At 40.1% G+C, this 26,662-nt stretch carries 25 protein-coding genes and 3 pseudogenes; 11 read left to right on the top strand and 17 right to left on the bottom strand.

Annotated elements, in window-relative coordinates; all coding sequences use genetic code 11:
- Positions 1-22: 22 nt before the first annotated feature.
- The 5 genes from tnpC to H5232_RS16615 form a co-directional block, all read right to left on the bottom strand.
- Positions 23-1,546, bottom strand: a complete 1,524-nt coding sequence (tnpC, locus tag H5232_RS16595) for an IS66 family transposase (RefSeq protein WP_182831212.1) — start codon at positions 1,544-1,546, stop codon at positions 23-25.
- A 95-nt stretch (positions 1,547-1,641) separates the two neighbouring features.
- Positions 1,642-1,989, bottom strand: a complete 348-nt coding sequence (gene tnpB / locus H5232_RS16600; RefSeq protein ID WP_182762794.1) for an IS66 family insertion sequence element accessory protein TnpB — start codon at positions 1,987-1,989, stop codon at positions 1,642-1,644.
- Entirely contained in the window at positions 1,989-2,285 is a 297-nt protein-coding gene (gene tnpA, locus H5232_RS16605; protein ID WP_182762792.1) for an IS66 family insertion sequence element accessory protein TnpA, read from the bottom strand. Before tnpA ends, tnpB begins: the two co-directional genes overlap by 1 nt.
- A gap of 447 nt (positions 2,286-2,732) precedes the next feature.
- Positions 2,733-3,146, bottom strand: coding sequence for a hypothetical protein (locus tag H5232_RS16610; protein ID WP_182719383.1), 414 nt, complete (start codon positions 3,144-3,146; stop codon positions 2,733-2,735).
- A 49-nt stretch (positions 3,147-3,195) separates the two neighbouring features.
- On the bottom strand, positions 3,196-3,843 hold the full coding sequence (locus H5232_RS16615) for a hypothetical protein (RefSeq protein WP_182719384.1): 648 nt from the start codon (positions 3,841-3,843) through the stop codon (positions 3,196-3,198).
- A gap of 254 nt (positions 3,844-4,097) precedes the next feature.
- Between H5232_RS16615 and H5232_RS16620 the strand changes: the two are divergent.
- Positions 4,098-4,559 (top strand): annotated as a pseudogene (locus H5232_RS16620) (ISAs1 family transposase); the annotation flags it as partial.
- A 28-nt stretch (positions 4,560-4,587) separates the two neighbouring features.
- Here the strand turns inward: H5232_RS16620 and H5232_RS24305 are convergent.
- Positions 4,588-4,758, bottom strand: coding sequence for a hypothetical protein (locus H5232_RS24305; RefSeq protein WP_259398565.1), 171 nt, complete (start codon positions 4,756-4,758; stop codon positions 4,588-4,590).
- A gap of 853 nt (positions 4,759-5,611) precedes the next feature.
- On the opposite strand from H5232_RS24305, the gene H5232_RS16630 reads away from it, so the two are divergent.
- Positions 5,612-6,655: a flavin reductase family protein gene (locus tag H5232_RS16630; RefSeq protein ID WP_182831214.1), complete on the top strand. Its 1,044-nt coding sequence runs from the start codon at positions 5,612-5,614 to the stop codon at positions 6,653-6,655.
- On the top strand, positions 6,652-7,704 hold the full coding sequence (locus H5232_RS16635; RefSeq protein WP_182719385.1) for an acyl-CoA desaturase: 1,053 nt from the start codon (positions 6,652-6,654) through the stop codon (positions 7,702-7,704). The genes H5232_RS16630 and H5232_RS16635 overlap by 4 nt, the downstream gene beginning before the upstream one ends.
- A gap of 198 nt (positions 7,705-7,902) precedes the next feature.
- Here H5232_RS16635 and serS read toward each other — a convergent pair whose 3' ends face one another.
- The 6 genes from serS to lrp all read right to left on the bottom strand — a co-directional run bounded on the left by serS (position 7,903) and on the right by lrp (position 14,695).
- Complete coding sequence (gene serS, locus H5232_RS16640; RefSeq protein ID WP_145242225.1) at positions 7,903-9,201, bottom strand: serine--tRNA ligase; 1,299 nt, start codon at positions 9,199-9,201, stop codon at positions 7,903-7,905.
- Between the two features lie 8 nt (positions 9,202-9,209).
- The gene (gene crcB / locus H5232_RS16645) at positions 9,210-9,572 is read right to left on the bottom strand and encodes a fluoride efflux transporter CrcB (RefSeq protein WP_392352509.1); all 363 of its coding nucleotides are present in this window, start codon (positions 9,570-9,572) and stop codon (positions 9,210-9,212) included.
- A 10-nt stretch (positions 9,573-9,582) separates the two neighbouring features.
- Complete coding sequence (locus H5232_RS16650) at positions 9,583-10,926, bottom strand: replication-associated recombination protein A (RefSeq protein WP_182719386.1); 1,344 nt, start codon at positions 10,924-10,926, stop codon at positions 9,583-9,585.
- Complete coding sequence (gene lolA, locus H5232_RS16655) at positions 10,919-11,560, bottom strand: outer membrane lipoprotein chaperone LolA (RefSeq protein ID WP_149982719.1); 642 nt, start codon at positions 11,558-11,560, stop codon at positions 10,919-10,921. The genes H5232_RS16650 and lolA overlap by 8 nt, the downstream gene beginning before the upstream one ends.
- On the bottom strand, positions 11,561-14,029 hold the full coding sequence (locus H5232_RS16660) for a DNA translocase FtsK (RefSeq protein WP_182831213.1): 2,469 nt from the start codon (positions 14,027-14,029) through the stop codon (positions 11,561-11,563). It lies immediately after the preceding gene.
- 186 nt (positions 14,030-14,215) lie between these two features.
- Positions 14,216-14,695, bottom strand: a complete 480-nt coding sequence (gene lrp, locus H5232_RS16665; RefSeq protein ID WP_145242214.1) for a leucine-responsive transcriptional regulator Lrp — start codon at positions 14,693-14,695, stop codon at positions 14,216-14,218.
- Between the two features lie 140 nt (positions 14,696-14,835).
- Here lrp and ald point away from each other — a divergent pair, with 140 nt between their 5' ends.
- Positions 14,836-15,957 carry an alanine dehydrogenase gene (ald, locus tag H5232_RS16670; RefSeq protein WP_149982720.1) on the top strand — a complete coding sequence of 374 codons (1,122 nt, stop codon included), beginning with the start codon at positions 14,836-14,838 and terminating at the stop codon, positions 15,955-15,957.
- Positions 15,958-16,028: 71 nt separating this feature from the next.
- On the opposite strand, the gene H5232_RS16675 is transcribed toward ald, so the two are convergent.
- Positions 16,029-16,826 carry a M48 family metallopeptidase gene (locus H5232_RS16675; protein ID WP_145242210.1) on the bottom strand — a complete coding sequence of 266 codons (798 nt, stop codon included), beginning with the start codon at positions 16,824-16,826 and terminating at the stop codon, positions 16,029-16,031.
- A 192-nt stretch (positions 16,827-17,018) separates the two neighbouring features.
- Between H5232_RS16675 and H5232_RS16680 the strand changes: the two are divergent.
- Positions 17,019-18,218, top strand: a pseudogene (locus H5232_RS16680) (Bcr/CflA family efflux MFS transporter).
- Positions 18,219-18,245: 27 nt separating this feature from the next.
- Here the strand turns inward: H5232_RS16680 and grpE are convergent.
- Both grpE and H5232_RS16690 read right to left on the bottom strand, forming a co-directional pair.
- On the bottom strand, positions 18,246-18,854 hold the full coding sequence (gene grpE / locus H5232_RS16685) for a nucleotide exchange factor GrpE (protein WP_145242206.1): 609 nt from the start codon (positions 18,852-18,854) through the stop codon (positions 18,246-18,248).
- A 58-nt stretch (positions 18,855-18,912) separates the two neighbouring features.
- Positions 18,913-19,878 (bottom strand): HrcA family transcriptional regulator, encoded by a 966-nt coding sequence (locus H5232_RS16690; RefSeq protein WP_149982721.1) that lies wholly within the window; start codon positions 19,876-19,878, stop codon positions 18,913-18,915.
- A 100-nt stretch (positions 19,879-19,978) separates the two neighbouring features.
- Between H5232_RS16690 and nadK the strand changes: the two genes are divergently transcribed.
- The 5 genes from nadK (at position 19,979) to H5232_RS16715 (ending at position 24,206) form a co-directional block, all read left to right on the top strand.
- Positions 19,979-20,863, top strand: a complete 885-nt coding sequence (gene nadK, locus H5232_RS16695) for an NAD(+) kinase (protein WP_145242288.1) — start codon at positions 19,979-19,981, stop codon at positions 20,861-20,863.
- A gap of 78 nt (positions 20,864-20,941) precedes the next feature.
- The gene (locus tag H5232_RS16700; RefSeq protein ID WP_182768141.1) at positions 20,942-21,481 is read left to right on the top strand and encodes a hypothetical protein; all 540 of its coding nucleotides are present in this window, start codon (positions 20,942-20,944) and stop codon (positions 21,479-21,481) included.
- Positions 21,482-21,573: 92 nt separating this feature from the next.
- Entirely contained in the window at positions 21,574-23,247 is a 1,674-nt protein-coding gene (gene recN, locus H5232_RS16705) for a DNA repair protein RecN (protein ID WP_182719389.1), read from the top strand.
- A gap of 109 nt (positions 23,248-23,356) precedes the next feature.
- Entirely contained in the window at positions 23,357-23,782 is a 426-nt protein-coding gene (locus H5232_RS16710) for a hypothetical protein (RefSeq protein WP_145242198.1), read from the top strand.
- A 103-nt stretch (positions 23,783-23,885) separates the two neighbouring features.
- Positions 23,886-24,206, top strand: a complete 321-nt coding sequence (locus H5232_RS16715) for a hypothetical protein (protein ID WP_145242196.1) — start codon at positions 23,886-23,888, stop codon at positions 24,204-24,206.
- Between the two features lie 319 nt (positions 24,207-24,525).
- Here H5232_RS16715 and H5232_RS16720 read toward each other — a convergent pair whose 3' ends face one another.
- The gene (locus tag H5232_RS16720) at positions 24,526-25,176 is read right to left on the bottom strand and encodes a hypothetical protein (protein WP_182719390.1); all 651 of its coding nucleotides are present in this window, start codon (positions 25,174-25,176) and stop codon (positions 24,526-24,528) included.
- A gap of 129 nt (positions 25,177-25,305) precedes the next feature.
- Entirely contained in the window at positions 25,306-25,809 is a 504-nt protein-coding gene (gene maoP / locus H5232_RS16725) for a DUF413 domain-containing protein (RefSeq protein WP_182719391.1), read from the bottom strand.
- A gap of 436 nt (positions 25,810-26,245) precedes the next feature.
- Between maoP and H5232_RS24310 the strand changes: the two are divergent.
- Positions 26,246-26,533: pseudogene (locus H5232_RS24310) on the top strand (Mu transposase domain-containing protein); the annotation flags it as partial.
- Between the last annotated feature and the right edge of the window lie 129 nt (positions 26,534-26,662).

A 26,662-nucleotide genomic window follows, 5' to 3' on the forward strand; every position in this document is an offset into this window, starting at 1 on the left:
GTAAGCGTATAGCTAACGACACCTAGCTTTGCTTAATGTTCCAAGGTAGCAGTGGCTCAAGGTTATCTGGCTGCTCAGCAAGGCGCTGTAAGCAAGTAGAGATATAGTCATGCACCACAAGGTCATTTGCCTTTGCGGTTTCAACAAGACTATAAAGTATAGCGCTGGCATGAGCACCATTGCAGGTATTTGAGAACAACCAGTTTTTTCGCCCTATTACGAACGGTTTTATAGCTCGCTCTGCACGGTTATTATCAATACTGAGCCTGCCATCATCAAGGTAACGCCTGAATTTCTCAAACTGATTTATCGCATAGGTAATTGCTTCACCTAACGCCATTTTTGGTGGGATTTTATCTTTATGCTTGAGTAACCATTGATACAATTCATCAACGATTGGTTTGGCTTTTCTCTGCCTAATCTTGAATTTTTCATCGTGCGATTTATCTTTGATGGCTTGCTCAATACCGTAGAGCTTGCGAATAAGGTTTAGTGCTACATCTGCTTTGACGGTTTTTTTATTATTGCCTTTAGCCTCGATGAATTTACGGCGCATATGGGCTAAGCACGCAACCAGTGTTGCATTCGTTTGCTCGTAAGCCTTGTAGCCGTCAACGTGCATGTAGCCTTCGTAACCATCAAGGAAATTAACCGCACATTGGCCTGCGCGACTGTTATGGTAATCAAACAAGACAATATTGGTGCCTTTACTCGGTTTATCATCGCCGCAACAATACAGCCACATATAGCTGGTTGCTTTATCTGCATTAATGACGTTTAACGGGGTTTCATCGCCGTGAATAACCGGTTGAGATAGCAACACGTCTTTTAAGCGTTGATACAGAGGGGACAACAGGTCTGCGCAGCGCAACATCCAGCTCGACATGGTTTGTCTGCTCAACTCAATACCAATATCGCCTAACATGGTTTCTTGGCGATAAAGTGGTAAGCCAAACTGGTATTTACACATGATTATTTGGCTCAGCAAGCTGGCCGTTGCGATGCTTTTTGGAATGGCTGTTGCGGGCATAAGGGCGGTTTTTACCACACTTTCAATGCCTTCACGCTCACAGTGACGGCACGTATATTTAGGGCGAATGGTTTTGATTACTTTGATATGCGCTGGCACAAACTCGAGTGCTTCACTGCTGCTTTCACCCATTTTGTGAAGGGGGCTTTGACAGCAATCACACATTTTGTCATCCTCTTCGAGGTCAACAACCACCTCAATTCGCGGCAACTGCGCTGGCAGTGGCCGGCGTTTCGGTTTGGCTTTTTCTTTCTTTACTGAGGCTGATGTGGCCAATAGCGCTTTATCATGTTCATCGAGAATATCTTCTGCTTCATTGAATACTTCGCCTGCACCCGGCATCTTTTCAGATTTTTTGGCGTACTCTTTGGCTAGTTTCGCGTTATAAGCTTGTAGCAATTCGTGAATTTGCGCGTCTTTTTCAGCTAACTTTTCATCCATATGCTGTTGCAACTCAAGCAACATGCGCTTGAGTTGTTCTGGGTCGTCAGGAAGTGAGTGTGCATCAATTTTCATGTTCGCAATTTAACAGAATTTGACGGTGTTTTCTTGCTTGACGCAAAGATAAAACAGACGGTGTGGCAACGATCATTTACTGCCAATATGATCGATTAGATCATCGATTTATACCGCAACTCTTCATGACCAAGCACATCATATCCCGACAACAACCAATCCAGTTGCTCTGGACTGAGCTCAAATTCTTGCAGACTGGCTTTGTTTGGCCATTTGAACTTTTGCTTTTCTAATCGCTTGTACCACAAAGCAAACCCCGTTTTATCCCAGTAAACCAGCTTGAGTTTATCCTTCGCTTTGTTGCAAAATAAAAATAAAGCGCCAGTATAGGCATCACGTTCAAGCTCACCCTCAACGATTGCGACCAGACCATCAATGGATTTTCGAAAATCCACGGCATCGCGATAGAGGTAAATATGTGCAGGTTCAACGAACATTTTCATTAGGCAAGCTCGCGTAACAGTTGACTCAGATAAGTGGCAGGCATTGTGGATGGCAAGCTGACTTTCACGTTACCGATAGCAAGAATGATCGGCTGTTGCTGTTCAGTGGGATCAACGTGTTTAGTGACTTTTGCGCGAACAAAACTACCAGATGCAGCAGTAAGCTTACTTCGTGCCGCATAAAAGCTTGTTTTTGATAAGGCATGTTGCTGGCAAAACTCAGTAATAGTTAAATCGCTGGCTTGTTGTTCTTCGATAATGTTGCGCCACTGCTCAAGGCTACGCATTTTTCTCATGGCTATCTCCTAATTGAAATTAAGAAATAGTTTAATCGGTTTGACGAGTTACTGGCAGGTGCACTTTGCTAGACGCTTACATTAAATCTGCACTAATTAAAGGTATTTCTAATGAACCACAACATATAAAATACTTCATTATAATCATCAAAAATTATTCGCCTATTCAGCTTTGGATCGAAAATTACAGAAAACCATATCAATTAGTATTTTCAGCTTTCAAAGCTTCTAATATTTTGACCATTACAAGATTAATAGATTTAAAATATCGCCATATTTTATCGCCGTTTCCTATGCAAATAGTTAAACAACCTTTGTGTTCTAAGAACAGACTATAGCATCATAAAATGCACGGGTAATTTGATGGGAATATATTTACTGAGGTGTTTTAGCTAAAAAACCATGCACATAAACTAATAAATCATTATGCACATGGCTTAATTTTAATTAAAGAGCATTTTCTACAGTATCTTGTAGAGCTTTTGCGCGATCTTCAATTTGGTTTTCTGCATTGGCAATTGATGAATGGTTTAATGTCAACACGCCATTGCTGTATGAAGAGTATTTATTGGCATTGCTGATATCACCAATATTTTGAATAACAACTTTTTTCAAATCGTCTTGAATTGCTTCTTGAGAAAAGCTATCAGCACACATTTTGCTGAACGCAATAATCATTGGCTCGAAGTAAATTTGAGTCCAAGTCTGACTATAAAGATGAGCATAATTATCAACTGACAAACTATCCCAATCAATTTCTATTTCAAATTCAAATTTTGCAGCATCAAAAACTTTTTTCTTTAGATCTTCAAGGTTGTTTTCTTGGAAATCTCTTGCTGCTTTTTTCTCTTTAAGTCCCATTATCATTCCTTATTTTGAGTTGAAAAGTACATATAAAAATTTGAATAAATCAGAATACGTTGTTTATTCCGTTTTCAATTTTTGTTTGAAGTTCAGCCGGAAGCTCACCTTCAAAATTGAATCTCACCAAAATTGTAGAATTCGTTTTTTTAAAGCGAACGCCATCTCTTGGCTCATTTTTAATATAAAAATCGGTTATTTGACTAATATATTCTTTACTGAAGTCATCATTAGCAACAGCCATAAGAGTATCACCAAGCACTTCTAGAATAGCTTTAATTTTGTCAGTGTTTTCAGCTGACACTTCATCAATAGTGAAATTAAAGTCAAGCCCATGAGTGTTATTAAGCGCAGACTTAATTAAAGTTACAGACGTTTCAATATCATCTGCTTTAAATGGAGATACTAGTTTAATTGGTTCTTGGCCTAATAAAAAGCGCTCATGCTTTGCGAAATCATAAATAGAAATATTTACAATACTATCTGTATCAATAAAAGAAATTTCACGCTCTTTATCAGTTAGCAATACCATTTTAATTTCAGGGTCATATTTTATAAAGAAACCAGAATAGCGATTATTGTACCTGTCAGCGACTATAATGTGAAATTCTGTGTCATAGTCAGTTTTACTTTGTTGAAAGCGTTCTAATAACTGCTTAGGAGATGCTAAAACGATATTGTTGATATAGTTATCCATGACTACTCATATTCCTTCTTAAATGTAATCATTATTTCAATAATGCAGTGAGCGGTTAAGAAAAGTCAAAATATAATTTGAAATTTCTTAACTGGATTATACATTTATATGATTAATAAAACATGAATAAATATTCCCGAGGCAAGTCCTTCTGCTAACGCATAACTCACCTATTGAGTCATGCGGGGATCACACTTTGTAAATAAACATTATTTATGACCTAATACTATAAATTTCATTATCTTAAACTTACTATGTCACTCTTCTCACATTTAGAACTCGTCAAAGACAATCGTTCACATATAAATCAGCATAATAATTTATTTGATGTGCTTTTTCTGATTATTACTGCCGTCAAATCGGGGGGTGAAAACTGGTAAAACATTGATGTATATGGTGATAGTAAGCTTGATCAGTTAAGGGGATTTCGCTCTTTCGAAAATGATATACCCACTCGACATAGTATTGCTCGGATTTTTAGAGCTGTTGATACTGACTTATTACTACTGCCGATGTACAGCTGGGTCAATCAAAACCGCGTTAAATCAGCCCATCCTATCATTGCCTTCGATGGCAAAACTATTCACGGAGCAAGTAAACACATTGCTGATAAATCACACCTTGTCTCAGCAGTTAATTGTGAGGCAGGTCTCACGTTATTCCACCAAACAGTTGGCAGTAAGACAAATGAAATACCGACAGTTCGGGATTTATTGTAAATACTCGACATCAATAACACCGTCATTACATACCAATTGGCAACTCTAAACTGTGTTCGGTAGGTTGTGGTGTTATAGTCATTACTTTAACGCCATTAGGTGATTCAAAACGATGCCAAACCCCCTTTGGAATTACCAACATTTGACCTGAAAATAATGTATTGCGCTGCTCGATTTCCCCGTCTAAAAGAATCAAGGTCGTTTCACACCGAGAACCTGAACGAACTCGTCACCTATTGGGTGCCTTTCCCACTCACTCGACCCAGAATAATTTGCTATGTATACTCCACCATCTCGGTATTCAGATAAAAGAGCAAATGCATTTTTTGCTTCTTCTTCAGATGTTTCTGGCGTTCTATTTTTTAGTAATTTGATTCTGGAAAACTCATCACTGATTGTAATTGATACTGACTTAGGCACTTGCTCAATCCTTGTAGATACAAAAGGAGCCTATAGAATTGCTCGTTTTTATTTATTATTAATATATCAACCATAGTCTAATTCCTATTTTTATTCAATTACTTAGTCTTTTTCAACTTCAATAATTACTCGTGTGATTTGCTGTCGCGTAAACCTAAAAAGTCCAAATAACCAAAGCTTTATTAAAAGAATATGGTTAGCCGTATTAAACCATTTTGAAAAATAATCACAAGGTGAAAAAAGGTTGAATGCAACAGATATTCATGGCTCGCTTTAACATTATGATTATTTGGTTACCATTGCAGGTTGATAAGTTTGCAGCCTAAAAGTGCCTCTATAACCACATGAAATATAAATACTAAAAATCAGATAGTTGAAGTTTTAAATAATTCTATGCTTATCATTTTATATTCCGCAATTTAACGTGCCTTACGTAAGTTACAAATAAAAACAATAGAATAATTACTCTATACGTATTGAAAATCAAAAATTTCAAGGTACACTTGTGCTCTGAAATTTGAGCTTACAGGTGTACGCTCAAATTATTAAAGTAATTATTTCAGTGCTTACCCTTAAATAAAGAAAACACAGGCCAATAAGCACTCGGTTTAGAAAGAGATGTAATGACGATGTTTACGCAGGCATTAGACCAATTTTCAAAATGGTTTTTACACCATCAAAGTTTTGCAGGTTATATAGAACCAATTATGCAGGTATTTAAACCTGCATGGCGTGCAGGCCAATTTAGAGCACAAGTGATCCATACAGAATCACACAAGGGTGAATATTTAAGTATTCAACTTAAGCCAAGTAAACAATGGCCTGTTCACATTGCTGGACAGCATATTAGCTTAACAGTTGAAATAAATGGGCGGTTATTAACGCGTGTTTTTACTATTGTTTCAAGCGCTCAACAATTTAAAAACACTGGGCTTATGCGCTTACTAATTAAAACAAATGCACTCGGGCGCTTTACTGGTTTACTTAAAGAAACACTGCAAGCTGGTTCGTGGTGTAGTATCACCGCGCCAAGTGGTGAATTTATATTTAAAAACACTGGCGCACCAGTCACTTTTATCGCGGGAGGTTCTGGTATCACGCCAATACTCGCTATGCTTGACGAACATCTTGGCCAAATATCCACCAATGTCATATTAGTGTATTACGCAAAAACGTCTGAACATCAATGTGTTGATGAACTTAGCGAATTGGCTCTGCGATTTAAGCACTTTTCATTTTTATTATTAACCCGCGAACAATCAAATCAGATTACCAGCCATATTAACCTCGCAGAAAAACCTGATGTTTATTGTTGTGGTCCTTTAACCTTTATGCAAACGGTCAGTGATTTTGCTAAAAAACACGCATTAAATTATAACCAAGAAGCTTTCGGTTTAGCCCTGCCAAGCACCCATAACGCAGGCCAACTTAATGTTAAAATTAATAACCATGCACATGTTGTAACAAATACTGATGTGCTACTAACACAGTTTGAAGCAAAACAGCTGCCAGTAAAACGCGGCTGTGGCATTGGAATTTGTCATCAGTGTCAATGTATTAAAAAGTCTGGCGTGGTACGTAATTTAAAAACTGGTGAACTATCAGATAACGGCGAACAGCTCATTCAACTGTGTGTCAGCCAACCTGTTAGTGATTTGGAGTTACAATTATGAAAACTATTAACTATGAGCAACTAGCAAGCGAATTAGATGCTATAAAAATGCAGACGCTTGATAAAGTGGGTCAAAAAGATGCCGACTATATTCGCTCTATTGTACGTAAACAGCGCCTATGTGAATGGAGCGGACGTATTCTATTAATGCTTGGGTTTATTCAACCATTGCTATGGGTTGCGGGAGTATTGCTACTCGCATTAGCTAAAATCCTTGATAATATGGAAATTGGTCACAATGTCATGCATGGCCAATACGACTGGATGAACGACAAACAACTTAACTCCCAACACTATGAATGGGACATAGCATGTGATGGCCAAAGCTGGCACCGCGTGCATAACTTTGAGCATCATACCTACACCAATATTATTGGTAAAGACCGTGACTTTGGGTATGGTTTGCTACGCTTGAGTAATGACTTTAAATGGCGTTTGAAAAATATATGGCAGTTTATTACCTATATAAACTTAACTGTATTGTTTCAATGGGGTGTGTCATACCATGAGCTGGCAGCTGAGCGTGTATTTATGGGTAAAAAGAAAGAAAGCCGCGAAACTGACGTGTCTCACGCGATGTTAAAACGACGCTTTTTTAGTAAAGGTGCGCGCCAGTTAATTAAAGATTACGCGTTATTCCCGCTATTAGCTGGTCCATTATTTTTGTGGGTTTTAGCTGGTAATTTTCTTGCTAATTTAATTCGTAATTTGTGGACATCAACCATCATCTTTTGTGGTCACTTTACCGAAGAAACTAAAACCTTTAACGAGCAAGACTGCGTAAATGAAACTCAAGGTCAGTGGTATTATCGCCAAGTTTTAGGTTCATCAAATATTAACGGCGCTAATTGGTTTCATATATTAACGGGGCATTTGAGCTGTCAAATAGAGCACCATTTATTTCCTGACATGCCATCATCGCGCTATCAAGAAGTTGCTCCTAAGGTGCAAGCCGTACTAAAAAAACATGGTATTGCTTACAACACAGGTGGATTTTTTAAGCAATATACGTCGGTATTAAAACGCATTTTACGTTACTCTTTTAAATGATTTTTAATCACCCTAGATAACTAACCTGAGCTTAGGAGAATAAAAATAATATTAATACTTTAAATAAGTATCTGAGTAAATCTCTTAACCAAAGTTCAAGTTAACTAACTTTTTCGCTCGCCTTTAACCTTGCACCTATAAATTGAACTTACAAAAAAGCCACTGTTCATTACAAACAGCGGCTTCTCTTCTTAAAGCTTATTTAATTACTTCAAGGCCGTTCATATATGAACGAAGTACTTCAGGCACGACTACTGAACCATCCGCTTGTTGGTAGTTTTCTAAGATAGCCACTAAAGTACGTCCTACTGCTAGGCCTGAGCCATTGAGTGTATGCAGTAACTCTGGCTTCTTCTCACCCGCGCGACGAAAACGTGCTTGCATACGGCGCGCTTGGAAATCAACCATGTTTGAACATGATGAGATTTCACGGTAGGTATCTTGCGCTGGTAACCATACTTCTAAATCGTAGGTTTTTGCTGAGCCAAAGCCCATGTCACCCATACATAAAATTACTTTACGGTATGGTAGCTCTAGCGCTTGTAATATTTGCTCTGCGTGACCTGTTAGCTCTTCCAATGCTTGCATTGAATCTTCTGGTTTTACCAGCTGTACTAGCTCAACTTTATCGAACTGGTGCTGACGAATAAGGCCACGAGTATCACGGCCATAACTGCCAGCTTCACTTCTAAAACACGGAGTGTGGGCAGTTAAACGAATTGGTAAATCTTTTTCGTCGTAAATTTCGTCACGCGCGCTGTTTGTCAGTGGTACTTCTGCAGTAGGAATTAAGCTAAAACCTTCTTGCTCTTCACCGTCATCATTTACAAGACCTTTAGTATGGAATAAGTCTTCTGCAAACTTAGGTAATTGGCCTGTACCGTATAAACTGTCGCGGTTTACTAAATACGGTACGTACATTTCTGTATAACCGTTTTTATCTGTATGCGTGTCTAGCATAAATTGCACTAGTGCACGGTGCATGCGGGCCATTGCGCCGCGCATTACAGTAAAGCGTGAACCGGTAATTTTAACGCCCATTTCAAAATCAAGGCCGTTTAGATCTTGTCCTAAGTCTACATGATCTTTTACTGCAAAATCATACTTTTTAGGCTCGCCCCAGGTTGAAATCTCAACGTTGTCAGATTCGTCAGCGCCCGCTGGTACTGATTCATCAGGTAAATTGGGGATAGCTAAAGAAATTTGCTTGAGCTCTTCTAAAATAGCGTCTTGCTCAGCTTTAACACTATCAAGTTGCGCGCCTAAGTTGCTTACTGCATCTAACAATGGTTGTGCATCTTCGCCTTTAGCTTTAGCTTGGCCAATCGCTTTGGAGCTACTGTTACGCTCACTTTGTAATTCTTGTGTTTTTACTTGTAATGTTTTGCGTTTTTCTTCAAGTGCGCTGACAGTCGCAGTATCTAGCTCGTAACCACGTGCTGCTAGACGCGCAGCTGTTTGCTCGAGATCTTGACGTAATAATTTAGAATCTAACATGTTAGTTTTTAACCTTTTTGCATTACCAGCTGAAGGCCCAGCCAAGCCATAAAAATACACACCACCACATTTAAGGTGATATTAAGGGCCATTTTAAAAAAGTGACCTTGTTGCAATAACAACAACGAATCCATTGAAAATGTCGAGAAGGTGGTCAAAGCACCTAGAAAGCCAATCCCTATAAGGGTTTTAGCGGGGCTAACGGTGATAATTTCGCGCTCTATCAAACCGTATAATACGCCCATCAACAATGAACCAAGAATATTAACCGTCAACGTGCCAAAAGGGAATCCCCTACCAAGTAGTTTTAGCATGGTTTCACTAATAAAAAACCGTAAACAGGCACCTGAGGCTCCTCCTGCGGCAATCATGAGATATATCTTAAGGCTTGTCATAGCGTTTTATGTCACTGTGATGATCGCGCTCTTTCAAATAGTCGAGCTTTTGCTTTATTTTTTGTTCTAAGCCACGATCCGTTGGAAAGTAATATTGCTTATCGGCTATCTGCTCTGGAAAGTACTTTTCTCCTGCAGCATAGGCGCCTTCTTCATTGTGCGCATAGCGATACTCAGCACCATAGCCTAAGTCTTTCATTAAGTTAGTTGGTGCATTACGTAAATGCTCTGGCACCGGATAGCTAGGCTCGTTCTGCGCATCCGCCTTGGCTTGATTAAACGCCGCGTACACCGCATTACTCTTCGGTGCGCTAGCTAGGTAAATCGTAGCTTGTGCAATTGCACGCTCGCCTTCACTTGGTCCAACTCGCTGAAATATATCCCATGCATTGAGGGCCACTTCCATGGCACGCGGATCAGCATTACCAATATCTTCAGTGGCGATGGCGAGTAACCGCCTTGCAACATACAGCGGATCGCCGCCACCGGCTAAAATACGACAATACCAATACAAAGCACCATCTGGGGAGCTACCTCGAACTGACTTATGAAAGGCTGAGATCAAATCGTAAAATTCATCACCCCCTTTGTCATACTTGGCTAAATGCGTTGGCAATACTTGACTGAGTACGTGCTCATCAACTAAGTATTGACCGTTTTGCTCTACGGTTAAATCAATCGCCTGCTCAAGTAAATTAAGCACTTTACGAGCATCGCCATCACTGGCTTGGCACAACGCTTGTTTAGCATTTTGTGCAAGTACCACCGTTTTATTTTTCAGTTCATCATCGCTTGCAAGCGCTCGCTCAATAACAAGATGTAAATCAGTGTCTTGCAGCGATTTTAGGACATATACTCGTGCTCGCGATAAAATCGCATTGTTTAGTGCAAACGAGGGATTCTCGGTGGTGGCACCAACAAAAATAAAGGTACCATCCTCTATATGTGGTAAAAACGCATCTTGCTGAGATTTATTAAAACGATGTACTTCGTCAACAAACAGTAAGGTACGTTGGCCAAGACCTTCAAGGTTAGTACGCGCTTCACTCACCGCATCACGAATGTCTTTAATGCCTGCCGTTACCGCCGACATTTGAATCAGCGCCGCATCGGCATGGTTGGCAATAATTTGCGCTAAGGTCGTTTTACCAACGCCCGGCGGCCCCCACAAAATAAGACTGTGGCAACGCCCTGCTAAAATAGCTTGATAGAGAGGCTTATCTCGGCTTAATAGATGTTGCTGGCCAATATACTGATCTAAACTGGTTGGTCGCATGCGCGCCGCAAGTGGGCGCACATCGGGGCCAAAATTAAAGCCTAAATTACTCACCTTGACTTTGATCGTCTATTTCAACGCCTTCTGGAATACTAAACTCAAAGGTTGAAGTAGCAAGGCTTTGATTTACTTTAGTGTCGCTAAAAGTAAACGTAGATGATTGCCCTGAGCTGTCTTTAACCAGTAATGATGCTAAGCCTACTTTATCTGCTGCAAACACAATATCCAGCTGTTCAACTTGGCTTTCAACGCCTTTATTAGGTGTAACACTGAACCCAGTATCCGTGGCGTGTACTTGGTACTTTTGCCATTGCGCCGGATCTTTGGAGGTAAGTAATACAAACGGTGTTGAATCAATCAAACTGTGAGTATTCATAATCGTTACTTGCTCAGCAAAGCTGTCGAAGTAATAGGTTTTATCGCCATTTGATACAAATAACGTGTCATCAGGGCTCGCTTGTTGCCAACGGATCATCATTGGCTGTTGCAAGGCGATAGTACCTTCACCTTGCATAATTGATTGGCCTTGGTCGTCATTAACTTGCTGCGCAAATTGCGCTTGAAAACTCTTTAAACCGGCCAGTTTATCTTGTAATGCTTGGCTGTCATCCGTTGCACTGTCACTTGCAAATACTGATGCTGATAAAAAACAGCTAATTGCTAAGGCTAAATATTTAATTTGTTTCATTTAATTTGCTCCACCATTGGGCACTAATACATCACGGGCACCGTTATGACCTGGTGCGCTTACAATACCCGATGTTTCCATTTGTTCAACTAAACGTGCGGCACGGTTGTAACCAACACGTAATTTTCGCTGCACACTTGAAACTGACACTTTGCCTGTTTCAACAACAAATGACACGGCTTCATCATAAAGCGGATCTGATTCTTCATCCGCGTTTTCACTGGCTTCGCCTGGCAATAAAATATCCTCAGTGGCGTCACCATTTAAAATTTCGTCTATATAATTTGGTTTTGCACGTGCTTTCCAGTCATTCACCACCGCATGTACTTCATGGTCATCAACAAACGCGCCATGTACACGTATCGGTACGCTGGTGCCCGGCGGTAAATAGAGCATATCACCCATACCTAGCAGGTTTTCTGCGCCTTGTTGATCTAAGATGGTACGCGAGTCAATTTTACTTGATACCTGAAACGCCATTCGCGTTGGGATATTCGCTTTAATTAAACCAGTAATTACATCAACCGATGGGCGCTGTGTTGCTAGTATTAAATGAATACCTGCCGCTCGGGCTTTTTGCGCAATACGGGCAATTAGCTCTTCAACTTTTTTACCAACAATCATCATCATGTCAGCAAATTCGTCAATCACCACCACGATACTCGGTAACTTACCTAACTCGTCTGGTCCTTCTTTCATACCATCAGTATCTTTAAATAATGGATCGAGAATCGGGTAACCCGCCTCTTTCGCATCCAATACCTTTTGGTTGTAACCTTTTAAGTTACGAACACCTAACGCCGACATTAACTTATAACGACGTTCCATCTCACCTACACACCAACGCAGCGCATTGGCAGCTTCTTTCATATCGGTGACCACTTCACACAGTAAATGTGGGATACCTTCGTAAACAGAAAGTTCCAACATTTTCGGGTCAATCATGATCATACGCACATCATCAGGGCCTGATTTGTACAGTAAGCTTAATATCATTACATTAACGCCCACTGACTTACCTGAACCTGTGGTACCTGCCACCAGTAAATGCGGCATTTTACCCAAATCAGCACAGATTGGTTCACCGGCAATATCTTTACCTAAGACCATAGTCAGTGGCGATGGATTTTGCTCAAATTTTGGCGCGTCGATTACTTCTGATAACCGCACTATTTCGCGGTGTTTATTAGGTAATTCAATCCCTACATAGGTTTTACCCGGAATAACTTCAACCACTCGGACACTAACCGCTGATAGCGAGCGGGCTAAATCTTTAGCAAGACCAGTAATTTTAGAAACTTTAATACCCGGCGCTAAATCAAGCTCAAAACGGGTTACAACAGGTCCAGGGTATACGGCAACAACCGTAGCTTGAACGTTAAAATCAAGGAGTTTAGTTTCAACTAACCTCGATACAGCTTCAAGCTCTTCTGGTGAAATTGGGTTTTTGGCTTTATCAGGTCTATCTAACAAATCAAGCGTAGGCAATGGCGTACTTGGCGGCTTTTCTTCGAGTAGCTGCTCAAACTTTTCTTTTGCGGTAGGTGGAGGCTGATAGGTACTCTTTGGTTTTGGCATTGGTCTTGCTGGCGAAACCACAGTAGTAACTGGTTTTTCAGGCTCTGTAACATGGCTTTGATCAAGCGCATTTAAGGCAGCCGCAGTGTCCATTGGTTCATCATCAATGGCGCTAAAATTAATTTCTTGATCCAGAATGTCATCCAAATCATCAAATGCAGGATGAGAGTCTTGATTTGACACCGCACTATCAATATCCACTTTTGGTTCTGAAAAGCGAATGGCGGGTGTCTCTTTACGTGTCTGTTGCTCATTAACAGGGTCTTGTTCAATTGCAACTTCAGTATTTGCAGTGCGTTCGCGTTGTAACCATGCTTTTAAGTGATGGGCAATAAAACGATAACCTCGCATGATCAAATCGCCAATAAAATCGACACATTGCACCCACGACACGCCTGTTAATAATGTTAATCCAGCAAAAAAGAAACATAATAATAAAATCGAGGTACCGGTAAAGTTAAATGCAGGCATCATCGCTGAAGCTATCACATCACCGACTACCCCACCGGATGAAAAATTATAAATATCATCAAAATTAATACTACTGATAGCCGTTGCTGAAGTGATAAATAATGCAAAACCAATCACTCTAAGCGATAACGTTGTATAGTCGAGTTGAAATATTCTATGAGGTTGCTTAAATAATAAGTAGCTGATTATTTGTAGTTCAGCTGGCACAAAATAAGCTAACCAGCCAAATGTCAGCAATAAAATATCGGCGATACACGCACCTGCAGCTCCAGTTATGTTTCTTACATTGTCATAACCTGTTTGCGACCAACTCGGATCAGCAGGATCAAAGCTTACCAGCGCACACAATATAAATATTGCGGCAAAGGTGCTAATTATTAAACCGGTTTCTAATAGTCTTTGTACACCATTTAGGCGCATAACTCGCTATTCCTCATTTTTCTTTGTACTTCTTTGTACTCATTCTTAGCAATGGAATACCTTAGCAGGAAATACTTTTTGTTGCACTTTATCTTAACCATGATGGCCTGATTATGAACAGGTTTTTATTAATCGCGCATGTATCAATAATACAACTTAAGTCGTTACTAAAAAATAGCGCATAGTTCAGCCGATATATGGGCGAATAATCACCCCTTGCTCGCCTTTTACTTCTTCCATAACAACATAGGTACGGCTTTCACTAACGTTCGGTAGCTTGAGCAGAATATCCCCTAATACACCACGATATTCAGACATATCATTTACGCGGGTTTTTAGTAAAAAGTCAAAGTTACCCGAGACTAAATGGCATTCGATAATTTCATCATGCTTTTTAACTGCAGCACTAAATTCATCAAACACATCAGGTGATGTTTTAGTGATTGTCACTTCGACGTACACCGACAAACCTTGCCCAAGTTTAGCAGGGTCAACCACGGCTTTATAACCGACGATGTAACCTTCGCGTTCGAGCTTTTTTACACGCTCTAAACAAGGCGTTGCACTGAGCCCCACACGTCGAGCTAATTCAACATTAGATACTCGGCCATCGTGCTGTAGCTCTATTAAAATCTTACGGTCAATACGGTCTAATAACTCATGCATAATAACGACTAGTTTTTTGTACTGTTTAAATGGTGTTTTCAGATTATATCACTAGAATACCGATTAAAAAAGGTGAGACACACTGCCAGTACATGAATATAATAGTGAAAAATTTTATCCCGTTCTATTAAGGCAATATTATGATTATCGGTGTACCTAAAGAAATAAAAAACCATGAATACCGTGTAGGTATGGTCCCTGCTAGTGTTCGTGAGTTAGTAAACCACGGCCACCAAGTTTTTGTTGAATCTGATGCAGGTATGGGCATTGGCTTCACTAACGAAGATTACACACTGGCAGGTGCAGAAATTCTAGCAACTGCTGCTGAGGTTTTCGCAACAGCAGAGATGATTATAAAAGTAAAAGAGCCACAAGCCGTTGAACGTGCAATGCTACGTGAAGACCAAATTCTTTTCACTTACTTACACCTTGCACCAGATCTTCCACAAACTGAAGACCTAATCAAAAGCAAAGCAATTTGTATCGCATACGAAACAGTAACTGATTCACGCGGTGGTTTGCCACTACTTGCGCCTATGAGTGAAGTTGCTGGTCGTATGTCTATTCAAGCTGGTGCACAAGCGCTTGAAAAATCAAACCATGGTCGTGGCATGCTACTTGGCGGCGTACCGGGTGTTGAGCCAGCTAAAGTTGTTGTTATTGGCGGCGGCATGGTTGGTCGTAGCGCAGCACAAATGGCTGTTGGCCTTGGTGCTGAAGTTGTCGTACTTGATCGTAACATTGACGTACTACGCGCACTTGACGCTCAGTTTGGTAATAAAGTTAAAGCGATTTACTCAACAGCTGATGCACTTGAAAAGCATGTACTTGAAGCTGACCTAGTAATTGGTGGCGTACTTATCCCTGGTGCTGCTGCACCTAAACTAGTTACTGCTGAACACATTAAAGCAATGAAGCCTGGCTCTGCAATTGTTGATGTTGCAATTGACCAAGGTGGTTGTATCGCAACGTCTAAAGCAACAACTCACGCTGATCCGACCTTCATCGTTGATGACGTTGTTCACTACTGTGTTGCTAACATGCCAGGTGCTGTACCACGTACATCTACTTTCGCACTTAACAATGCAACATTGCCTTTCATCATTAACCTTGCAAACAAAGGTTATAAGAAAGCATTACTAGATGACGCTAACTTCCTTAAAGGTCTTAACGTGATCAAAGGCCAAGTAACTTACAAAGAAGTTGCTGAAGCCTTCAACATGCCATACGTAGATCCACGTACTGCTGTTGAAAACGCATAACTAGCGTTTAGAATAATAAAAGCCTGTGAACATCAGTTCACAGGCTTTTTTTATATCACCAAAAAAGTTTATTACAGCTTACATTGTGGGTTTTTACCCGCCGCTTTTGCTGCTTTTTGCTCATTTAATGCTTGTGGCAATTTTGCTTGTAGCTCTTTAATGCGGTTAGCAGGTGCTGGGTGAGTAGACATAAATTCAGGTGTATTACCACTGCCTGCTTTACTCATATTCTGCCAAAGTGTTACGGATTCTTTTGGATTAAATCCGGCTTTTGCCATTAAATCTAAACCCACTTGGTCGGCCTCAGATTCATGAGAGCGACTAAATGGTAAAATAACGCCGTACTGCGCACCTAAACCAAGACCTTGCATAATTTCGTTACGATATTGTACATTGCCCATTTCAAGTGCGGCACTGCCCGCTTGCATACCTGTTTGTAGCAAGGAACTTTGTGATACGCGTTCATTAGAGTGCTCAGCAATTACATGCCCTACTTCGTGCCCGATAACGGTTGCTAGCTGATCTTGATTTTCAGCCACTTTTAACAACCCTGTATGCACACCAATATAGCCACCGGGTAATGCAAACGCGTTAGCTGAATCGTCTTCAAATACCACCACTTCCCACGCCTGAGTTGCATACTGTTGCGGTAATACTGCAATCACATCGTCAGCAATGCACTTTACATACGCATTTACTTGAGGATTATTATTAATTTTTTGATTCTTTTTCATATCAGCAAAGCTTTGCTGACCCATCTGACTCATTTGTTGATCAGAATAAAGCGCAATTTGCGTACGCCCTGTTGGTGATGTTTTACAACCCGCTAATACAGCGGTGGCAAGCACAGCCAAAACTAATTTTTTCATTGTATTCTCTTAACTAACAATTTAATTGTTCTTAGAATAGCAAACCAGCCTGCAATTGAATATATCGACTGCCAGTAAAAACATCTGTTGCGTTATATTTCAGTTAAAGGCGATAGTTAGCATGCAAACTAAGTACCCAAGACTAATTGTCGCTGTTACAATAGCAGCCTCTTTTTGTTTAATGGGTTAGTCATGCAGGACTCGGTTTCTTTAAATAAACGCATTCTATTACCTTTACTCGCCAGTATTGTTGCAATTACGCCACTGGCAATCGATATGTATCTTCCGGCAATGTTAGTCATTGCTAACGACCTTAATACCACAATGCCTAATGTACAAATATCGTTAAGCATATATTTAGCTGGCTATGCGCTGGGAATGCTATTTTTTGGCCCAATCGCAGATCAAATTGGTCGTCGCGTGTTAACGAAGGTCGGCTTAGCATTGTTTGGCTTAAGCTCTGTCGCATTGGCCTTTTGTAATGACATTCATCTATTTTGGGCTTTGCGGGGCGTACAAGCATTCACAGGTGCTGCAGCAACCGTTGTGGTGCCAGGGATAATTCGTCATATTTATAAACAAGATACTGCTAAAGGAATGTCGTATGTATCGATGATCATGATGGTAGCGCCCTTAGTCGCACCAACGGTTGGATCAATGATCATGGGCTTATCTCACTGGCAAACAATCTTTTTAGTACTGGCTAGTTACAGCTTTGTTATTTTAGCCTTGGTACAAATATACTTAATCGATATCCCTATTTTCAAAAGCCCGATGAAAGGCTTTGCACTATTTTTCGATAGCTATAAAACCGTATTTAAAAATAAAGATACCCGAGCAGATATAGCCAGCTCAATGTTTGTCTCATTCGGCTTTTTTTGCTTTTTAACCGCAGTGCCCTTTGTATAACTTGATTACTTTAAAGTATTAGAACAATTATTTGGTGTTTTATTTGCTTTCAATGTCATGGCGCTAATGTTTGGTAACTTTTTAAATACCCGCCTAGTACCACGTATTGGTTCACGAAAAATGCTGTATTATGGATTAGCGGTCGGCTTTGTAGCTGGCAGTGCCCTACTCACATTTAGCATATTACACCTATCGCTGTATTTTATTGTTGCAGCTATTGCTCCTCTGATGATGAGTTTAGGGGTTACCGCTAGTAATGCTGATGCATTGATCTTAATGCAGTTTGAAGAGCGTTCTGGCACCGCTACGGCGGTTATTGGTACATTGCGCTTTGGCAGCGGTGCATTAGTCGGTCCAATTTTAGCCTTAATGCATGCACAAAGTGCGGTACCATTTTCAAGCTTAATGTTCAGCGCATTAGTATTAACACTAATAGCCCAGCTTTGGCACCGAGCTAGAAACAAAAAAAATGCCCGTAGTTAACGGGCATTTTTTTACTAAGCGACTTATTTATTCAGCTGCTTTAGATACCATCACCATTGCAGGGCGTAATAAACGACCATTTAATGTATACCCTTTTTGCATCACTGCTAATACAGTGTTAGGTGTTACATCATTGCTTGGTTGAATCGACATTGCTTGGTGGAATTCAGGATTAAACTGCTCACCTTGTGGGTTAACAATTTCAACACCAAATTTTGCAACCGCATCGTTGAAGCTTTTAACTGTCATATCAATCCCTTCAAGCAATGGCTTTAAGGTTTCGTTTTCTTTGTCTGAGAACTCAATAGCACGTTCTAGATTATCAATAACAGGTAATAATTCGTTAGCGAACTTTTCAAGTGCAAATTTATGCGCTTTTTCTACATCTTGTGCAGCACGGCGACGAATATTATCAACGTCTGCAGCGGCACGTACTACGCTATCTTTTTGGTTTGCGATAGTTTGTTTCGCATCTTCAAGCTCAGCATAAAGCATAGCAATTTCAGCTTCAGGGCTAACTTCTTCGCCTTCGTGCGCGTCAGCAGCTTCTACAGCCGCTTCAACGTCTGCTTGCATTTGCTCTAATTCTTCGTTTAATTCAACTTCTTGCTCTGGTGATTTTGTCTGCTCAGACATAATTTAAGTGCTCCAATACTTTTCAATTGCGGTAATTATGGGGATTGAATCAAAAGATTCAAGAGCCAGATGACTCGATTAATTTAAATTCTTGAATGATTGCTTCAATTTGCGCCGATTTAGGACAAATTACACAAAAACGACTTTGATATTCTTGATTTTGAAAATACGGCACGCTGATCACCATCAGTTCGTCACAATCAGTAAATGGCAATTGTGACGTATTTAAAACCGACACACCATTTTTAAAAGCTAACTTATCTTCTACAAAGTTCAAAAATGAGACACCAATATTTAAGCTTTGTTCACAATCAATTTGCCGATATAAATAATTTTCGCCGACCACGATACTGTTATCTGAGCCTAATTTATGGCTCAGCTCACGGGTCCATTGATTTAACGAATCATGACAATTTCGTGGTGCTGTATTTGCCATTGCTTGCATACGGTACAAGCCTTCCATTAAAGTTTGTTGACTGAATACAGTATTAAGCCAAGTAGCGAATTGATAACGTACGATGTCAGACGCATCATCCGGCTTATGAATACAAATGTTATGGCTTTGCCCTGCTCTATCTAACAGTAAAATAAGCCAATCATTGCTGTCAAAATCTAATACTTCAACTCTAAAAACATGTTGAGAACTTACTTGTGGCAGACCAACGCAGCAACATACCTGATAACGCTGGCTTATACCATGCGCCATCTCGACTAATTGCGCTTGTGCAGGCTGCCAATATTGCGCAATCTGCGACAGAGGGAAAAATTCACTTAGCCAATAATCAAATCCGGCATTAGTAGGTACCCGTCCAGCAGAAGTATGCGGTGAATACAGCAGGCCTATTTTTTCTAGGCGCGACATCGCATTTCTAACTGTTGCAGAACACACAGCCATACCTTTTTGCTTGGCAATACGGCTTGACGCGACAGGTTGACCTTCGCCATTACAGTACAGGCTCATCACGGCGGAAAATATTTGCTGATCTCGAGGGTTTAAATTCATAGTATCTACATCTTGCTGCATACTGGGGATATCGGGGCGTAGTGAGTTTATTTCAAGGTTATTTTCAAACTTGTCACTTTTGAGTTACTCTACTGATATTAATACTATTGATGCGTTTATCATGGAATCACCGTTTAAAACCATAGGTTTAATTGGCAAACCAAATCACAGTGGTGCAGCTGCAACTTTACAGCGCTTATACACTTTTTTAAATGCGTTAGGATTTGACGTGTTATTAGAGCAGAGAACCGGTCATCAATTAACCAATGTCCCCAAGGAAAAGTTAGTCAAACTGGTTGAGCTTGGCGAACGTGCCGATCTCGCTATTGTGGTCGGAGGCGATGGTAATATGCTTGGCGCAGCAAGGGTATTAGCCCGATTTGATGTTGCTGTTATAGGCGTAAACAGAGGCAATTTAGGTTTTCTAACAGATTTAAACCCAGAAGGCTTTGAAGCTAGTTTAGAACAAGTATTAAGTGGTCAATATCTTGAAGAAAAACGCTTTTTATTAGAAGTTGCAGTTTATCGCCATGGTGAATTAAAAAGTGCTAACTCAGCAGTGAATGAAGCCGTTTTACATGCCGATAAAGTCGCTCACATGATTGAATTTGAAGCCTTCATTAATAACGATTTTGTTTTTTCTCAGCGCTCTGATGGTTTAATTGTCTCAACCCCTACGGGCTCAACAGCCTATTCGCTGTCGGGTGGCGGGCCCATTTTGACCCCAGAACTAAATGCAATATCATTAGTGCCGATGTTTCCGCATACATTATCAAGCCGACCATTAGTGGTTGATGCCGATAACGAAGTACGCTTAAAGCTCAGCTTAGAGAATACCGACAGCTTACAAGTCAGCTGCGATAGTCATGTGGTGCTTGCTGTATTGCCTGGCGATGAAGTGATAATTAAAAAAGCAGATAAGAAACTACGCCTGATCCACCCCAAAGACTACTCTTACTATCATGTACTTCGCACTAAGCTCAACTGGGGTAGTCGTTTATATTAATTTTATTGCGCTCATTCAGACTTTAGAGCAAAATAAGCTGAATTCATTTATTACCTTTTCAAGGGAAATCAAACCGAAATGACGTATGTTGTTTTCTTTGCTTTATTATTACTGATAACGCTGCTTGGCAGCTATTTGGTGATTGAAAATAATCGCCGAAAAGCGCTTGAAGCGCAAAAAAAGCTATTCAATAATCGCGTTAAAGAAGTAACTCAACAGTTAAAAATAAAATTAAATGAGTACTGCGACGCAAAAATAATTCGTCCTAAATACATCCCAAGAATACAAGTTATTGCCAGTAATTTCTTTGTCGTACAACCTCATACTGACGAAAACTTATTGTATCTTGAACGCATAAACGAGTCATTGATCAGCACGATTAGTAGTGAGTTGGCAAAAACTTATGTAACAGGTGAACGAGATGCACTAGCTGAACGCTTAGATTTTTTTGTGGCTGAGTTACCCATAGCCGGCTTTGCTTACAATAAAACGTTTTACCATGAACTTTTACCATCCATGATTAAAGTTTTACGCACTGATGATTTATCTGCGAATCCTGAAGATTATGTCAAACCTCTTGATCCTGAAACTAATTTTGAGAAATCAACCAGTGAGTAAGTAATAAACTAGATAGCGACATTAAAAATTAATTTGCAAAAACCCAAAACACTGTATAAATTAACAGTTAATTGACTGGATGGATGAACAGTATGTTAACTGGGTTAGAGATTAAAAATTTTGCAATTGTAAGCAATTTAAGCACCGAGTGGCAAAGCGGTATGACAGCCATTACGGGTGAAACAGGTGCCGGTAAATCTATTGCTATTGATGCCTTATCTTTATGTTTGGGTGAACGTGCCGAAGCCTCAGCTGTTCGCCCAGGCACTGAGCGCGCTGAAATATGCGCCACCTTCGATTTAACCAACCTCCCCTTGGCTAAGCAGTTTTTAGAACAGCATTTGCTATCGAATGATGAGCAAGAGTGCTTACTTCGTCGTGTGGTGTGTAAAAATGGCCGCAGCAAAAGTTATATTAATGGCACCCCAGTCACTGCAGCCCAACTAAAAGAAATCGGTCAGTACTTGATCTCTATTCATGGTCAACATGCTCACCAATATTTGCTTAAAAGCGAACATCAACTCCAGCTATTAGACGCTTATGCAGGTCATCAACCTCTGGTTGAAGCAGTGCGCCAGCATTATCGTAATTGCCAAAACTTACAAAAAGAATTTACCGCGCTCGAACAAGCCCAGTTGCAACAAGCAGCGCAAAAGCAATTATTAGAGTACCAAGTAGCTGAGCTTGATGAGTTTGCTTTACAACCAGATGAATTTTCGCAAATTGAAGCCGAGCATTATAAGCTCAGCCACAGCCAAACTATTATTGAAGCATGCCAACGAGAGTTACAAAGCTTATACGAAAATGACGAGCAAAATGCCTGTTCCCTATTACAACATAGCGCGCAGCAGTTTGCTGAGCTTGCCGGGTTTGATGAAAGCCTAGCTAGTGTGGCTGCTTTACTCGAAGAAGCGGCTGTGCAAGTTGAGGAAGCGAGTCGTGAAATTCGTAATTATGCAGAGCAAGCTGAACTTGATCCGAGCCGACTAATCGACGTTGAAACACGATTAAGTGGTGCGATGGATTTATCACGTAAACACCATATTAAACCAGAGGACTTAGTTGAGTTTCACCAAAGTATCACACAAGAGCTTGAGTCGATTAGTAATAACTCGACCCGTTTAACGCAACTTGAAGGTGAAATTAACCAAGCATTAGCAGCTTATCAGCAAGCTGCGCAAGCCCTAAGTGAAAGCCGTCATGAGGCAGCGCAGACATTAAATACATTGATCAGTGCAAGCATGGCGCATTTATCAATGGAAAATGGTGTGTTTGAAATAGCCCTTACACCACAACCTGAAAAAGCACCAAACAGCCTAGGTTATGATAATGTAGCCTTTTTAGTCTCAACTAACCCAGGCCAACCGTTACAACCGTTATCAAAAGTTGCCTCAGGTGGTGAGCTGTCACGCATAAGTTTAGCGATACAAGTTATTATTGCGCAAAAAGTCACTACGCCAACGCTTATTTTTGATGAAGTGGATGTAGGTATTTCTGGACCAACTGCAGCAGCTGTAGGCAAGCTTTTACGTCAATTAGGCAAATCGACTCAAGTTATCTGCGTAACCCATTTACCGCAAGTTGCCAGCTCGGGGCATCAGCAGTTTTTTGTGGCCAAAGAAATTGCCAATGGCGAAACCTTTACACAAATGTTGCCACTCAGTAAACATGGCCGTATTGATGAAATTGCCCGTTTACTTGGTGGTGATAACATCAGTAAAACAGCCAAAGCTAACGCAAAAGAGTTAATTATGGCGCATGCTTAATTAAGCTAAAACAACACCTACGTTTAAACTATTTTTAAATACAACCATCCATTAAGCCTTACTTATATAAAGCAAGGCATAATAACTAACAATAGAACACATATAAATCATGACGATAACAACATTGCCAATAAAATTAATTAGCCTACTTTTTTGTTTTACACTTTTAACGGGTTGTAATGATTACTTTATAAATACCACGCAACTGACGAATAGCACATGGCAACCACTTTTAGTCATTGCATTTATTAGCCTATTTTTGATCCCGTTAATTAGCTTAGCGCTGCTTATATTTAGTCAATGGAAGCACCTTCAGTTTAAAATAACTCTGCAACGTTATTTACATGGCTCACTTGTTTTAATGCTCGCCATAGCGTGGTTTATCGAATTAAGCTTAGTGCAACGCGCTGATAACCGTATGGATTTGATGTTAACGTTGTGCGCGCTAGCCACTCAAATGGTATTAGTCGTAGCTGCTTTTGTACTTGTTAATAAACAACAAAAAATGCACCACCGCGCTAAAAACTTTCTGTAAAGTATTGTTTAAAATAACAATTAAAAACATTTACTTTACATAATTGACACATTTAATTTAGCAACATACACTCAATAAAATAAAAAAATCGATGGAATGAATAATGAGCGCTACACAATCTAAAATCACCCAGCTAAAACGTTGTTATGCAACATTACAACTGGGTGTTGCTAAAGCTGATGGCCGCCTTACTCTTACTGATAACCTGCTGCATTTTGAAGCCCTCAATAAACAACTTAACTTGGGTTGTTATGCCATCAAACTTAATAACATTTCCCATGTCGAAAAATGCGCAGCTAAAGCCGGCGGTTTAATCCCGATTACCACCGCTGGAATCAAAATAACCACCAAAGAAAATTATCATCTAGAGTTTATTTTAGCTGAACCCGATGAGTGGCTTAATTGCCTGCAAGCGAGTCATTAAGCATTAAAGGAAAGGTACTAGGCTGGAGGTTCTAGGCGCTAGGAAAAGCCAAAACAGTTCGGCGTTAAATTTATCACCTTAGGTTGTGGTTGAGAGCAACGAAACCAAACGATGAATGATTAAAACTGAATGACGGCTTAGAGCGAGAAGCAGACGGTCATGTAAACTCATTTTTGGACAAAAACACGTTAGAGTATTTATTCGGTAACGCCCGGTAAGGAGTAAGCAACGTTACCACGAAACTTAACCATACCACCTTAAACACAAAACCCAACGATGGAATGAAAAATGCCAAGTGTTGGGAATTGCTTTGTTAGCCCTAGCTTGACGTAGCCGCTAATATCATTGAACCGATACTAGCTATGCTACCCGCATGCGGAAGTAAGCTTGTGAGACCATTTAGCATCGAACCTAGAATGGTTTTGTTAGGTTTTGCTTGCTTAGATTGAACCTCTATTACATCTACAACCTCAAGAGCTTCATTGATGACACTAGATTCAACATCTTGTGACCGAATTTCATCTCTTAGTTGTGCGAATAGAGATTCAAGGTCGGTATTTGCCTGAACACTCATATTTGTTGAGTTGTCGACGGAATGATTATTAACACGAGCATGAGGACCACTCACGTTATATGTAATATTCTGCACAGAGCTAATATTAGTTTCAGGTTTCTTTGCACCCAACTTTTTTACATAAGCGGCGAAATGTGAAAAAGTGCCTTGAACTAAAACATCCTCTACATCTGTAACTTCCCAGCGATCTCTAGCTCCTGTCTGAACAATAATGTGTCCAATCTCAATGTTTTGAGGCTCTAGAAATTGGAACACTACCTGACCCGTCCCTTTTTTCGAGTTCTTTAAAGCACGTTCAGTAAGCAAAGGAGAACCGTCTAAAGTTTCATCGCTATATACACTGACATCACTACCACGACTTCTAATAAAATTACCAGCTACTTTTGCCAAATTCATTTAATTCTCCTTTAGGGCTAACGCCGGCAGCAACTGCAGGCAAAAATGGCGCTTGTTTTGCCGGGTTTATGGAAAAACGAGTGACAGTTTTGACTGTCAGATTGCCTGCCCTTGTTAGGCGCATCTAGTTTATAAGCCAAAGTCATGTAACCCACCCCAATTAGTAATATTGAAGCGCGTTTGGCTTTTTCCTTTATTTTGAATATCTCGTATTTTGATGATCATTTTTTGCATTTTTAATCTTGAAATTGAATCAGAACACTCATCCTCTTCTTTACGCAGGTAATTGATTAACTTATCAAAGACTAAATCTGGCAACTCCTGAGATAGCATCTGGATGATTTCAAAATTACCTTGAGCGATCTTTTTGCTCATAAGAAAGGCAATATTTAGAGATTGGTATTTCACCCAAGCTTTTTCGTATTCTGATTCAGGTTCACGATTACCATTACAAACTTCAATAAAATTGGCTTGAGCTTCTGTTTGTGGCTCTAAATCTCCTGATGCAAGTGCTTTTAACCAATATCCCTTAGAATTGATTAATTTGTACTCTTCAGGAGTGAACCCTTCAATATCTTTGCCTGCCAGATACTCCTTTCTCCTTGCTTGAATAATATGCTCGCTCTCTTTCATATCATCCGCCTAACGAGCCTGTAGAATAACTCGTTTTTAATTTATTTTTATTGATGCATTAACCATAGCCGAGTTCCTATTTTGATTCAATCAGTTATCGCTAGTTTACATAAAATATAAAAAGAGAATGTGCGGTTGTTTTAATAGATGTTTTAGAGGGAATTACAGTTGCTTGATTGGCATATTTCGGCTTAAAAAGGCTCCCCTTTTTTAATGCAGCCTGTTTTGCAGCTTTTCTATGTTATGAACAAGGCAATACAGTTGTCACTGGGCATTCACTTTCGTTTGACCCCGTAAGGTCAGTTTATTCATGCCTTTGTTCACTGTAATATTCCACCTTTTATTTAAAGGAAAGCAGGCTCTATAAACCCTAATCGTTAGCCATTTTTTAAAAAAGATTTTGATGTCTGAAGTCAAGATCTGACCCCAATCGCTCTATCACTATACACAAATCAAAACGGTGCGAGTACACATTGATTATCATGTTGAAATAGAGAAACATTATTACAGTGTGCCGTATCAGTGGGTTAAGAAACAATTACGCGCACACATAACCAATCAGCTAGTACAGCTTTATCATGACGATACCTTAATCGCACAGCATCCGCGCTCACATCGTTTAGGTGGGCATACAACACAGCCTCATCATATGCCTCTGGCGCATCAAAAACAGCATGAGCAGTCACCGATAAATTTACTCTCATGGGCATTAAGTATTGGATAGTATACCCACCAAGTTGTTGAGTTACAGCTCAGTGGACGTCGTCACCCCGAGCACGCGTATCGCGCTTGTTTAGGGGTGTTAAGTTTTGCTAACATCTATTCAAAAGATCGCCTTGAGCAAGCGTGCTAT

Source organism: Pseudoalteromonas sp. SG41-5, from assembly GCF_014164495.1.
Lineage (GTDB): Bacteria > Pseudomonadota > Gammaproteobacteria > Enterobacterales > Alteromonadaceae > Pseudoalteromonas > Pseudoalteromonas rhizosphaerae.